This is a genomic window from Bacillus sp. T-10(2022), assembly GCF_056502895.1.
Window position 1 is genome coordinate 5,187,010 of the sequence record NZ_CP113518.1, and the last position, 12,546, is coordinate 5,199,555.

The 12,546-nt window shown below is 43.7% G+C and carries 12 protein-coding genes; 3 read left to right on the top strand and 9 right to left on the bottom strand.

What is annotated here, in order from left to right:
* Window positions 1-59: 59 nt before the first annotated feature.
* The 3 genes from OSJ91_RS25745 to OSJ91_RS25755 form a co-directional block, all read right to left on the bottom strand.
* On the bottom strand, window positions 60-1,847 hold the full coding sequence (locus OSJ91_RS25745) for an acyl-CoA dehydrogenase family protein (protein ID WP_350300486.1): 1,788 nt from the start codon (window positions 1,845-1,847) through the stop codon (window positions 60-62).
* A 69-nt stretch (window positions 1,848-1,916) separates the two neighbouring features.
* Window positions 1,917-3,095: an acetyl-CoA C-acetyltransferase gene (locus tag OSJ91_RS25750; protein ID WP_485890681.1), complete on the bottom strand. Its 1,179-nt coding sequence runs from the start codon at window positions 3,093-3,095 to the stop codon at window positions 1,917-1,919.
* Window positions 3,096-3,165: 70 nt separating this feature from the next.
* Entirely contained in the window at window positions 3,166-5,550 is a 2,385-nt protein-coding gene (locus tag OSJ91_RS25755) for a 3-hydroxyacyl-CoA dehydrogenase/enoyl-CoA hydratase family protein (RefSeq protein WP_485890682.1), read from the bottom strand.
* Between the two features lie 207 nt (window positions 5,551-5,757).
* Here OSJ91_RS25755 and OSJ91_RS25760 point away from each other — a divergent pair, with 207 nt between their 5' ends.
* Window positions 5,758-5,892 carry a YuzL family protein gene (locus OSJ91_RS25760; protein WP_072273724.1) on the top strand — a complete coding sequence of 45 codons (135 nt, stop codon included), beginning with the start codon at window positions 5,758-5,760 and terminating at the stop codon, window positions 5,890-5,892.
* A gap of 49 nt (window positions 5,893-5,941) precedes the next feature.
* Here OSJ91_RS25760 and OSJ91_RS25765 read toward each other — a convergent pair whose 3' ends face one another.
* Complete coding sequence (locus OSJ91_RS25765; protein ID WP_413019906.1) at window positions 5,942-6,859, bottom strand: proline dehydrogenase family protein; 918 nt, start codon at window positions 6,857-6,859, stop codon at window positions 5,942-5,944.
* Between the two features lie 149 nt (window positions 6,860-7,008).
* Here OSJ91_RS25765 and OSJ91_RS25770 point away from each other — a divergent pair, with 149 nt between their 5' ends.
* On the top strand, window positions 7,009-7,287 hold the full coding sequence (locus OSJ91_RS25770; protein ID WP_350302971.1) for a hypothetical protein: 279 nt from the start codon (window positions 7,009-7,011) through the stop codon (window positions 7,285-7,287).
* Between the two features lie 13 nt (window positions 7,288-7,300).
* Window positions 7,301-7,636 carry a spore coat protein gene (locus tag OSJ91_RS25775; RefSeq protein WP_485890683.1) on the top strand — a complete coding sequence of 112 codons (336 nt, stop codon included), beginning with the start codon at window positions 7,301-7,303 and terminating at the stop codon, window positions 7,634-7,636.
* A gap of 81 nt (window positions 7,637-7,717) precedes the next feature.
* On the opposite strand, the gene OSJ91_RS25780 is transcribed toward OSJ91_RS25775, so the two are convergent.
* From OSJ91_RS25780 to OSJ91_RS25800, 5 genes are all read right to left on the bottom strand, one after another.
* Window positions 7,718-8,890, bottom strand: a complete 1,173-nt coding sequence (locus tag OSJ91_RS25780) for an FtsW/RodA/SpoVE family cell cycle protein (protein WP_350300491.1) — start codon at window positions 8,888-8,890, stop codon at window positions 7,718-7,720.
* Window positions 8,891-9,037: 147 nt separating this feature from the next.
* Window positions 9,038-9,919 carry a metal ABC transporter permease gene (locus OSJ91_RS25785; protein ID WP_485890684.1) on the bottom strand — a complete coding sequence of 294 codons (882 nt, stop codon included), beginning with the start codon at window positions 9,917-9,919 and terminating at the stop codon, window positions 9,038-9,040.
* Entirely contained in the window at window positions 9,916-10,839 is a 924-nt protein-coding gene (locus OSJ91_RS25790; protein ID WP_350300493.1) for a metal ABC transporter permease, read from the bottom strand. Before OSJ91_RS25790 ends, OSJ91_RS25785 begins: the two co-directional genes overlap by 4 nt.
* A 10-nt stretch (window positions 10,840-10,849) precedes the next feature.
* The gene (locus OSJ91_RS25795) at window positions 10,850-11,605 is read right to left on the bottom strand and encodes a metal ABC transporter ATP-binding protein (RefSeq protein ID WP_485890685.1); all 756 of its coding nucleotides are present in this window, start codon (window positions 11,603-11,605) and stop codon (window positions 10,850-10,852) included.
* A 12-nt stretch (window positions 11,606-11,617) separates the two neighbouring features.
* Window positions 11,618-12,541, bottom strand: a complete 924-nt coding sequence (locus OSJ91_RS25800) for a metal ABC transporter solute-binding protein, Zn/Mn family (RefSeq protein ID WP_350300495.1) — start codon at window positions 12,539-12,541, stop codon at window positions 11,618-11,620.
* Window positions 12,542-12,546: the final 5 nt, after the last annotated feature.

Consider the following 12,546-nt stretch of genomic DNA (forward strand, 5'->3'; position numbering starts at 1 on the left):
CAAAGGAAATAAAGGGAATGCCTTTTCGGGCATTCCCTTTACTGATTATGATTCATTGCTTAAAGAGCATATTTTTCAGCTTCGATTACCTTCACGGAAGCTTCACGCTTTTTCGCAATGACATTGATCGGATTATGTCTTGTCAGCTTGCGGAGCGACGCAAGCATGATGCGAAGAGTATCGCCTGTTTCCACTGCGATTAACGTTTCCTTTGCGTGCTGTTCTATTTCATTGAAAGCTTCCTGAACGAAGATTTCAGTGTAAAGCACTTTTTGTTTGTTCTTCTCCAGACCTGTAGCTGCTATTGCTTTTTCCGTACGCAATACCACGGATTCCGCTGCATAAGCAAGGGATGCGATATCAGCAATGTTGGAGAGGATCTCTTGTTCTTGATCAAGAGCTTTGCCGTATTTCTGTGCAGCAAGGCCAGCTGCCAGAATCCCAATTTTCTTAGCGTTTCTAACAAGCATTTTTTCTTGTGCCAATGGCTCATCGCCAGGTTCTTCCGGCATCATCATCATTAATTCCTCTTGAAGGCTTTGAGCCTTTTGAAGAAGCGGCAATTCCCCTTTAAGTGCTTTCTTCAGGAAAGTTCCAGGGACAAGCAATCGATTGATTTCATTTGTACCTTCAAAGATCCGGTTAATCCGGGAATCACGATATGCTTTTTCAATTTCATACTCCTGCATGAAACCATAGCCTCCATGAAGCTGTACGCCTTCGTCCGTAACATAATCCAACACTTCGGAAGCGAAGAATTTATTCAATGAACACTCAATGGCATATTCAGCGATTGCTGCCGCCATTGATTTCCCATCTTTCACTTGCTCATCCGTCAATTTGCTTTGCCTTTGTTCATAAAGGCCAACGGTACGGTATACAGAGCTTTCTGCTGCATAAATTTTGGATGCCATTGTTGCAAGTTTTTCTTTCGTCAAGTTAAAATCGGAAATTTTCGTTTTGAACTGTTGACGTTGATTCGTATAAGCTGCTGTAATCTCAAGGGCACGTTTAGATCCGCCGACAGCACCGACGCCTAATTTATAACGGCCGATATTCAGGATATTGAAAGCGATGACATGTCCTTTTCCGGCTACACCCAAAAGGTTTTCGACTGGTACATGTACATCTTCAAGGATTAATGTACGTGTAGATGAGCTTTTGATTCCCATTTTCTTCTCTTCAGCACCAGTTGATACGCCATCATAATCACGCTCAACAATGAAAGCGGAGAATTGTTCGCCGTCAATTTTGGCGTATACACAGAAGACATCTGCAAAACCTGCATTTGTAATCCATTGTTTTTCCCCATTTAGAATATAGTGTGTTCCTTCGGCATTCAATTTCGCTGTCGTTTTTGCTCCCAAGGCATCTGAACCTGAGCTTGGTTCCGTTAAGGCATACGCAGCAATCTTCTCACCCGTTGCCAGTAAAGGGAGATATTTTTTCTTTTGTTCTTCATTCCCGAATAATACGATCGGCAAAGATCCGATACCTACATGTGCACCATGCGTAATTCCAAAGCCGCCTGAAAGTGCCATTTTTTCTGTAATCAATGCCGAACTGATTTTATCAAGACCCAATCCACTGTATTCCTCAGGAACGTCAGCACCAAGTAAACCGATTTCACCTGCATGCTTCAGTAATTTAACGGAACGGTCAAATTCATGGTTTTCCAAATGTTCAACCTGCGGCAGAATTTCATTCACTACGAAATCCTCGGCAGTTTTGGCGATCATTTTATGCTCATCAGAATAATCTTCCGGTGTAAACACTTGATCATACGTAATATCTTCTACTAAAAAGGCTCCGCCTTTAATGAGGTTATCTGTAGTTTGATTGGACATGTTATTTCCTCCTAATTATTTAAGATAGTAAACCCGCCGGAAGCATGACAGCTTCCGGGAGGGGTAGGATTACGCCAATAATTCAAATACTCCAGCAGCACCCATTCCGCCGCCGATACACATTGTCACGACTCCGAACTGTTGGTTTCTGCGCTTCATTTCATGTAGCAGGCTTAATGTCAATTTTGCCCCCGAACATCCTAGTGGATGGCCTAAGGCAATGGCTCCGCCATTTACATTGACAATCTCTTCATCCAAACCGAGCTCACGAATGATTTGAATGGATTGGGAAGCAAAGGCTTCATTCAATTCAAATAAACCAATATCCGATAACTCAAGACCCGCTAGCTTCAAAGCTTTAGGAATGGCTGCAATCGGTCCGATACCCATGATTTCAGGCGGTACTCCTGCTACAGCAAAGGAACGGAACTTACCTATCGGTTTCATCCCTAATGAAGAGGCCTTTTCCCCATCCATGACCATGACCGCGGCTGCACCATCACTCGTTTGTGATGAATTCCCTGCTGTTACGGATCCTGTAACAGAGAATGCAGGTCTTAGTTTTTTTAGCACTGCAGCAGTGGTGCCAGGACGAACGCCCTCATCCTGTGTAAATTTAAATGATTTTTCCTTTAACTTAAGATCTGGTCCCACTGAACGAAGGGTTACGTCAACCGGTACGATCTCATCCGAAAACTTTCCTTCTGCAATGGCCTTCGCCGCCTTTTGATGACTACGAACAGAAAATGCATCTTGATCTTCACGGGAAATGCCGTATTTTTTTGCAACGGCTTCAGCAGTGTGGCCCATACCCATATAATATTCCGGTGCCGTTTCCGCAAGTCTCGCGTTCGGACGAGTTACATGGCCCATCATTGGCAAAAGGCTCATGGATTCCGCTCCGCCTGCAATGACAGTATCACTTTGGCCGAGCATGATCCTTTCCGCTCCATAAGCGATGCTTTGCAGCCCGCTTGAACAGTAACGATTAATCGTTATGGCCGGTACTGTATAAGGCAATCCTGCCAATGCCCCAATGTTACGAGCCATGTTCAATCCTTGCTCCGCTTCAGGCATTGCACAACCGATAATCAGGTCATCGATGGTGCCTTCATAATTCCCTGCACGCTTTAACGTTTCCTTTACAACAAGAGCCCCTAAATCATCAGGACGTACACTGGCAAGAGAACCTTTTTTCGCTCTTCCTACCGGAGTCCTTGCTCCAGCTACTATTACCGCTTCTTTCATGAGGATCCCCCTTACTCATTTTTAAGCTATCGATCTATTAATCTTTGTTTTGGCCATTTCTTCGTCTATTTCAATTACGGAGTGGTTTGCCTTTAACAAGCATATGCTGCATCCTAGCCTGGGATTTCGGAGTCGAAATCAGTTTTAGGAATGCCTGTTTTTCTAGGTTCAAGATATACTGTTCATCTACTTCCGTGCCAAATGGGAGTTTCCCCCCTGCCAGGACGTATGCAAGCTCTTTGGCTATGACAAGGTCATGTTCTGATAAGAATCCTGAAAGGCGCATGGATTCCGCCCCTAAAAGAAGTGCGGCATATCCCGTTTCACCTACGACAGGGATCTTTGTGCGGGCAGGAGCGGTATAACCTTGTTCATGCATGGAAAGTACCGCCTGTTTCGCATCATATAGCTGATGATCCGCATTCACGCTTATTCCGTCCGCTGAATTAAGGAAATTATTCCCTCTAGCTTCCTCGGCGGAGGTTGAAACTTTTGCCATGGCGACCGTTTCAAATACTCGGTTGGCCACTTTCTGTAAGTCGAAGTCGACGCCCTTCGGCATATTCCTCAACGTCTTCACATAAAGTTCTTTAGTCCCGCCGCCGCCTGGGATCAAACCTACACCAGCTTCCACTAGTCCCATATACGTTTCAGTCGTTGCCTGAATGCGCGCTGCCGGAAGGGACACTTCAGCACCCCCGCCAAGTGTCATATTAAACGGGGCAACCACTACAGGAACTGCACTGTACTTGATTTTAAGCATCGCCTTTTGGAATTGGCTGATGACCATATCGAGTTCAAAAATATTGTCATCCTGCGCTTCCATCAGCATCATTGCAATATTAGCGCCTACACAGAAATTCTTTCCTTGGTTTCCGATGACCAAGCCTTTAAAATTCGCTTCCGCTTCGTCGACCGCCGCATTGATCATTTGGATGATATCCAGACCGATTGCATTATTCGGTGAAGTGAATTCAAGAAGAGCCACTCCATCGCCGATATCCATCAAGCTTGCACCACTGTTTTTCTTGATTACGCCTTTTTGCTTCTTGATCGCTTTAAGATTGATCACTTTAGGATTTGCAACAAGTTCCTTATATTCACCATTATCATAATAGTGAACTATGCCATTTTCTTCTTTATAGAAAGAAGTGATGCCTTTAGCGAGCATATCCTTCACCCATTGCGGAACGGTGATGCCTTCCGCTTCCATTCGGGCTACCGATTTTTCTACCCCTATCGCATCCCATGTTTCAAAAGGGCCTGTGGACCATCCGAAGCCCCATTTCATCGCTTGATCGATCGCCACGATATCATCCGCAATCTCCCCAAGCAGCTGGGCAGAATACACAAGCGCCGGATTCAGAACATTCCAAAGTAATTGGCCGGCACGGTCTTCGCTATAAACAAGCGCTTTCATTTTATTTTCCAAGCCCTTGGCCTGTTTAGCCATTTCGATGGAAGGCGTTTTTAATCTTTTTCGTGCATCATATTCAAGGGTTTCGGGATTCAGTTCAAGGATTTCCTTTCCTTTTTTCAAGAAAAATCCTTGGCCTGACTTGCTTCCAAGCCACCCATTCTTAAGCATTTCATTCATGAAATCGGGTATTTTGAAAACTTCTTTTTCTTCTCCATCCACCTGGTCATATACGTTTCTGGCAACATGTGCAAAGGTATCCAATCCAACCACATCAAGTGTCCGGAAAGTCGCGCTAGTTGCCCTTCCAATCAACGGACCTGTAACCGAATCGACCTCACCAACACTGTATCCGCCTTTTTGCATTTCCCGCAGAGTGACCAATAAACCATAAGTTCCAATGCGGTTTGCGATAAAGTTAGGGGTATCCTTGGCTTCGACGACACCTTTTCCCAGTACATCTTCGCCGAATCGTTTCATGTATTCGAGCACTTCTGGTGAAGTTGCTTCAGTCGGGATGAGCTCCAACAACTTAAGATAACGCGGCGGATTGAAGAAGTGGGTTCCCAGGAAGTGCTTTTGAAAGTCCTCCGAACGGCCTTCTGCCATCGCTTCAATTGAAATTCCGGAGGTATTCGATGAAACGATGCTTCCTGGTTTACGATGCTGATCAACCTGGGCAAACACACTTTGCTTAACCTCAAGCTTCTCAACGACCACTTCGATGATCCAATCGACATCCTTTAAACGACTTATATCATCTTCCAGGTTTCCTGCCTCGATCAACGCAATGTTTCCCTTAGCTGAAAGCGGAGCTGGTTTCTGTTTTAAAAGTTTCGTAATCGCTGTTTGGCTGATGCGGTTACGCACTTGTTTATTATCTAATGTCAGTCCCTTTTTCTTTTCATCCTCAGTGAGTTCACGAGGTACAATATCCAATAATAAAGTCGGAATGCCGATGTTAGCAAGGTGTGCAGCAATCCCTGATCCCATAACTCCTGACCCTAGAACAGCAGCCTTTCGTATTTGTCGAACCAAGTTCATATCCCCCTTACGCAATTTATTGAATGAATGCTCATTCATTTTTAATTCAAAAAAATTTTGAATATTTTTTCTTATTACTAATATAGAATATATTTGGAAATTCCGCAATGATTAAACAGGAAAAAAATATTTTTTTCTCCGAGTTCCTTTGGTTATTTCTCCTCCGTTCAGTAAAAAATAACCGGGGTGGAGGTGACTTATATAATGAAGCGTAAAGATAATCCTTCTAAAGCAGCCGTAAGCGCAGCAAGCGTTAAAGGCAACGCCGGCCCTGGCGCTGAACGTCAACACGGAATCAATAAAGTGAACAGCCAGAACAATCAGTTCAAAAGATAATCCTTCTTAATTTGAGCAGCCGTCCCTTATCCGGGGCGGCTCTCGCTTCCTATTTCTTGAATAGGCCTTTTAAAACGAAAGCAATATTGGCCGGTCTCTCCGCAAGGCGGCGCATGAAGTATCCATACCAATCCGTACCATAAGGAACATACACCCTTACCTTATATCCTTCTTTAGCAAGTTCGAGCTGCTTTTCATTGCGGATACCATATAACATTTGGAATTCAAATCGATCCCGGGGAATTCCCTGATCTTTGACCAATTCCCTCGTATAATCAATGATTTTGTCATCATGCGTGGCAACGGCTGTGTAATTGCCATTTTGCATATGCTTGTTGATGATTTTCTTGAAATTCTCATCCACATCTTTTTTCTCGGGAAAAGCCACTTCACTTGGTTCTTTATAAGCCCCTTTAACAAGCCTTAGATTCGGATGGTATGCATCCAGCTCCTCAATATCCTTCTCAGTCCGATACAGATAAGCTTGGATGACAGTCCCCAATTCATTATATTCAGACTTTAGATTTTTGAATACATCCAAAGTCGGCTGACAGCGCGGAAAATCTTCCATATCAAGCGTCACGAAAACCTGATGGGCCTTAGCTTCATCCAAGATCCTCCGCATGTTATTCATTACGACTCGTTCGGACACATCCAAGCCCATCGAGGTCAGCTTCAGGGATAACTGTGAATCCAGTTCATTTCTGCCAATCATGCGGATTGCTTCAATGCACTCATCTGCCATCTTCCCTGCTTCTTGTTCATCTTCAATGAATTCACCTAAATAATCAATGGTGACGGCAAGCCCTTTCCGGTTAAGATCTGCAATCACTTCACATGCCATATCCAAGGATTCTCCTGCCACGAAACGAGATGCCCCAAACCGCAGCCCGTATTTTTTCGCTGCCTTTGTCATGCCTTTGTTCTTTGATAAAAAAAGGAATAGATTTTTCAATATTCTTTCCATCTGCATTCCCCTCCAAATCATTTTGGAAAATAGATGCACAAGATTATTTTACCATTTAATTCACTTTTCAGATATTTAGAATCAAGAATAAAAAAAATCCAGAAGGGAAAATTAAGCTCGTTTAAAGAACACTTAAGGAGGTAGCAATGATGGAACAGCAAAATTCGTTTAACAGCCAACAGCAGTCCACCGGCTTTATGAAACAGCCGCCGGAAATGGTCACGGTGAAAGATAGCTTATACTTAACAGATATGCTTGCATGGAATCTGAATGCAGTTAAAAAAGCACATTTTTTTGCCACACAATGCAAGGACCCGCAAATCATTGATGCGTTAAATCGGTGCGGACTCATGCATCAACGCCATTACGATACCATTTTGAAACATTTGAACCCCGACCAAAATCAGGGTCAACAACAATACCAGTAAAGGAGGGTTCTTGATGCCCAATGAAAACAAAGTCCAAAATCCAGAATCTCCCGTGGCAAAGACACCGCAAATGAATGACAGGGATTTTATAAACGATATGCTTTCAACTGAAAAGTACTTTTGCAACTCCCTTTCCGTTGCCCTGCATGAAATGAGTAACCAAGCATTATTCCAAGACATTTTCTCCGTTGCCAAAGAAAATCAGGAGATGCAGCGTGAACTCTATAACCTTATGTTCGAAAAAGGCTGGTATAGTTTAGAAAAGGCGCAAGCTACCAACTTAGGCCAATCGTATCAACAATTTTCCGATTATAAAAATCAATTTCCATCTGGAACGAACATTCAATAAGCAAACATTCAGGGGAGTGGATTCTGCTCCTTTTGTTTTTTTGCTACAAAAAAAACCGGCCCATCGGGGCCGGCTTTATATTTAGATATCCGTTGAAAACATATACTTCTTATAGTGATACCGAATGCTGAATATTAAGCCCATGGCCATCATGTTCCCCATCAGCGAGCTTCCTCCATAACTGATAAATGGAAGCGGAATCCCCGTTATCGGTAAAAGGCCTACAGTCATGCCGATATTTTGAAAAACGTGAAACGTCAACATGCTTATAACGCCAACACAGATATATGTATAGAAGTTATTTTTCGTGTCCATTCCCGTTTTTGTTATATGGTAAATCAATAGGAAAAACAAGGAAATAATGATACTTGATCCGATGAAGCCGAATTCTTCACCGATGATGCTGAAAATGAAATCCGAATGACTCTCAGGCAAATACACTTCCCTCGAGCCGATTCCCTTGCCTGTGGTCTGGCCGGAGCCGATGGCCAGTAAGGATTTTGTTAAGTGATACCCTTCGGAGCTGGCATAATTATATGGGTCCAGCCAAGAATAGATACGGCCGAATTGATAGGATTTTACCCCTAGGTATTTTTCCAGGATTTCCGGCTTCCAAAGTACAAAGTACAGGACCGTTGAAGCGATGACAATTCCTCCCGAAACGATTGGCAGCAGGATCTTCCATGTTACCCCTGAGATGAAAATCATTCCGAGCATGATGGACATGATGACAAGCGAGGTGCCCAAATCCGGCTGTTGCATGATTAACAATAAGGGGGCACCGGTCACTAGACCGATTTTAATAAGCAGCCAGATATCCGTTTGAATCGTTTTCAGCGTGTTTTTGAGATGATGGTTTGAGATAACATTCGCTAAAGCCAGGATGAGGAAAACCTTCATGAATTCCGATGGCTGAATCGAACCGATTCCCGGAATGATGAACCAACTTTTCGCACCATTACGGACAGGAACGATGCTTTCCGGCATAATGATCAGCAAAAAAAGCAAAAATAATCCGAAGCCATAGGCGTACCAAGATATTTTTTTCAACTGATCAGAATCCAAGGTGATGAAACCTAATACGATTCCGATTCCAACTATATACCAAAAAATTTGTTTAATTAAGAAGTTTTCAGCGTACTGTCCAGTCGTTTGGGCACTATAGATTGCTAAGCAGCTTCCAACGCATAATAACAGCAATATTGTGACCAAAGAAAAATCTATTCGTGATGAAAATTTATTTTGTTCTTCCATACTTAACTCTCCCTTAAAAAGGCTCCTGCGATATATCTATAAATACACTTATTCATTATACTTTAAACAAATAAAATCACAACTATATAGAAGAATAGTTTACAGGCTTCATGGAGTTATTTCCATGAAGCCTGTAGGCATGGAGAGCTATGCATGTGATTCCTTTGATTTTCTCCGTTTCAGCAATAGGCTGACCAATCCATGGCTTGGGGAGAAGAGAAAGGCCAATCCGAATAATATGGCGGCCGAACCCACCATGCAGCCTGATATCGAGGCATCCAAAATGGTGGCAGAATAGTAGCCGATGACGGAACTTAGCACCCCTACCCCGATACTGACCCATATCATGCTGCTTAAACGGTCTGAAAGCAGATAAGCTGTTGCCGCAGGTATGATGAGCATTCCAACTACTAAAATGGAGCCTACACTATCAAAAGAAGCAACAGTTGTCAGTGAAATGAGGCTCATCAATAAGTAATGAAAGAACAGTACAGGAATCCCCATTGCAGCCGCAAGTGATGGATCAAATGAAACGAGTTTAAACTGTTTGAAGAAAAGGAAAATCAGTATGAGGTTCAGGATAAAACAACTGCCGACTATCCAAACAGCTTTTGGTCCAGCTTCGATTCCCGCGATTGTCATCGTGTTCCAGGGAGAATAAGCTATTTCGCCATAAAGGACATGTTCAAGATCAAAATCTATTTGTTGCGTATACAGGCTCACGAGTACGATCCCCGTTGCAAAAAGGGAAGTGAATACAATCCCGATCGCCGCGTCGGATTGAACGCCCGACGATTGGAAAAGCTGGATCAAGAATACGGTAAGCAAGCCGAGCGCAGCAGCCCCGATCAGCATTGGAACCGAATCACGGGTTCCGGTTATTAAAAATGCCAATACGATTCCCGGCAAAACGGAATGACTGATTGCATCCCCAATCAACGTCATTTTCCTGACTATCAAAAAACACCCTAATACACTGCAAGAACCCGCCACTAATGCTCCGACTAAGATAATCCAAAAATCATTCATGATGAGTGGCTCCCTTTCCTTCTATCCTGTTCGAGAGAATATTTCTTTTTCGTCGATACCCTTCTCCATACAGATGAAAGCACTCCGCGTTTAGGTGCAAAAAGCATGGAAAAGAAAAACCATACCGTCGCGGATAAGACAATTAACGGTCCTGTTGGCAAATCATTGACCGATGTACTTATCAACGTTCCAGAAACACCGCTCAACATTCCGAATATACCAGACAGGATGACCATGATATGCAGCCGCTCAGTCCAATACCTGGCAGAAACCGCAGGCGTGATCAGTAAAGATGCCATCAATACGACGCCTACAGCCTGGATACCGATCACTACAGCTGCCACGATCAGCATCATGATGAAATAATCCAGAAAAACAACCGGCAATCCCATCCCCTTAGCAAACCCAGGGTCAAAGGAAAGTAATTTGAATTCTTTAAAAAATACGGTACAAGTGAATATGAGAATAAAGGAAACCGTCATCATCATATACACATCGGACATGACCATTGACGCCGTCTGTCCGAATAAAAACGTATCCAATCCACTCTGGTTTCCATACTCGCTCTGCTGGATCTGCGTAAGCATGACAATTCCGAAGCCAAAGAAGGAAGATAATACGATTCCCAAGGCCGCATCCTGCTTGATCTTACTATATCTCGTAAGCACACTGATCAAGAAGACAGCCACTAAGCCAGCCAGTGCAGCACCTATTAGAAAGTAGGAAGTGGATTTCACTCCAGTTAACATAAAGGCCACACAGATACCGGGTAATGCTGCATGTGCGAGCGTGTCACCAAGCAAAGACTGCTTTCTGAGGTAGGCAAAGCTCCCGATGACCCCGCTGCTTAATCCGAGAAACATCGTGCCAAGCAATATCCACCTTGTATTTGGATCAGTAATAATATCCAGTATGTTCATCGTGTGCACCTCATTTTAATAAAAGGCCGGACTTTGTGTCTGAGATTATCGCTAGGCGGCCTCCATATGTTGCCTGTAAGTATTCGGGAATGAACACTTCCTCTGTCGGACCTATTTTCATCACCTTTTTATTCAATAACATCGTCCAGTCGAAATATTCCTTCACGGTGGATAGATCATGGTGCACAACCAGAACGGTTTTGCCTTTTTCCTTCAATTCCATCAGCAATTGTATGATTGCTTTCTCCGTTGCGGCATCCACCCCTACGAACGGTTCATCCATAAAATAAATATCCGCTTCCTGTGCCAATGCACGGGCCAGGAATATCCGTTGCTGCTGTCCGCCTGATAGCTGGCTGATCTGGCGGTTAGCATATTCAGCCATCCCCACCTTTTCCAGGCACTCCATCCCCTTCTGTCTTTCGGACTTACCTGGCCGCTTCAGCCATCCGAGATGACCATATCTGCCCATCATCACGACATCGAGTGCGTTGGTCGGAAAATCCCAATCCACTGACTCCCGCTGTGGTACATACCCGATACTCTTCCTCATCGATTTATAAGTAGAACCCTTTATTGTGATTTGTCCTGATATTTTTGGGATCAATTCGAGTATTCCCTTTATCAAAGTGGACTTCCCTGCTCCATTGGGGCCAATGATACCAATTAAATTTCCTTCCGGCACCTCAAATGAGACATCTTCGACAACCGGCTTCTTATGATAAGCAATCGTTAAATTCTCGACCTTCAAAGCTGCTTGATTCATAGTTTCTCCCCCTTATTTCAAAGCACGGACGATGGTGTCGGTATTATGACGGACCATTCCGATATACGTTCCTTCTTCCGTCCCTTTTTCACCCATTGCATCCGAGAACAATTCCCCGCCGATTTCCACCTTGTGACCCTGCTTACCTGCTCCTTGAATGACAGCCTCGATAGCCTTCCTTGGTACACTTGACTCTATGAAAATCGCTTTTATTTTGTTCTCCACTAGATAATTCCGCATATCCGTCACATCTTTTGATCCATATTCCGATAATGTATTGATTCCTTGGAGCCCTCTTACGTCCAGGCCATATGACTGCCCGTAGTATCCAAAAGCATCATGTGCTGTAACGAGCACCCGTTGATCTTCCGGTACTTTATTAATTTCCTCTTGAACATATTTATCAAGTTCCTCCAATTGCAGAATGTACTCCTCATAATTTTCACGATACTCTGCTTCATGCTCCTGATCATTGGCAATCAATTCTTTCTTCACTGCCTCCGCCGCAACGATCCAAAGCTTTACATCAAACCATACGTGGGGATCATGTTCCGTTGCACTCACTTTGCGTAGCTGGTTCTCCTTGAAGTCCTCCGTTACCGCAATCGTCGGTTTATCCTTGCTCATCATTTCAAATATATCCGTCATTTTCCCTTCAAGATGCAATCCATTATAAAAAATCATATCAGCCGAATCCAGTGTCTTAACATCACCCTGTGTCGCTTTATATAGATGGGGGTCGACTCCCGGTCCCATTAAACTGGTGACCTCGACATGTTTACCGCCGATATTCTCAACCAAATCCCCAATCATTCCCGTTGTTGTAACGACATTCAGCTTGCCATTGCCTTTATCCCTATCGGCCGTATCATTGCCGCACCCCGTTAAAATCAGCAATGCAGCAAGCACGCCCCCAATAGATTTTAGAAAACCCATCCATA

Bases quoted from the DNA above. Each gene is read 5' to 3' on its own strand.
- OSJ91_RS25780 (WP_350300491.1), bottom strand. From the start codon at position 8,890: ATGGAAGAACAAAATAAATTTTCATCACGAATAGATTTTTCTTTGGTC.
- OSJ91_RS25745 (WP_350300486.1), bottom strand. From the start codon at position 1,847: ATGTCCAATCAAACTACAGATAACCTCATTAAAGGCGGAGCCTTTTTA.
- OSJ91_RS25800 (WP_350300495.1), bottom strand. From the start codon at position 12,541: ATGGGTTTTCTAAAATCTATTGGGGGCGTGCTTGCTGCATTGCTGATT.
- OSJ91_RS25795 (WP_485890685.1), bottom strand. From the start codon at position 11,605: ATGAATCAAGCAGCTTTGAAGGTCGAGAATTTAACGATTGCTTATCAT.
- OSJ91_RS25765 (WP_413019906.1), bottom strand. From the start codon at position 6,859: ATGGAAAGAATATTGAAAAATCTATTCCTTTTTTTATCAAAGAACAAA.
- OSJ91_RS25750 (WP_485890681.1), bottom strand. From the start codon at position 3,095: ATGAAAGAAGCGGTAATAGTAGCTGGAGCAAGGACTCCGGTAGGAAGA.
- OSJ91_RS25790 (WP_350300493.1), bottom strand. From the start codon at position 10,839: ATGAACATACTGGATATTATTACTGATCCAAATACAAGGTGGATATTG.
- OSJ91_RS25775 (WP_485890683.1), top strand. From the start codon at position 7,301: ATGCCCAATGAAAACAAAGTCCAAAATCCAGAATCTCCCGTGGCAAAG.
- OSJ91_RS25770 (WP_350302971.1), top strand. From the start codon at position 7,009: ATGGAACAGCAAAATTCGTTTAACAGCCAACAGCAGTCCACCGGCTTT.
- OSJ91_RS25785 (WP_485890684.1), bottom strand. From the start codon at position 9,919: ATGAATGATTTTTGGATTATCTTAGTCGGAGCATTAGTGGCGGGTTCT.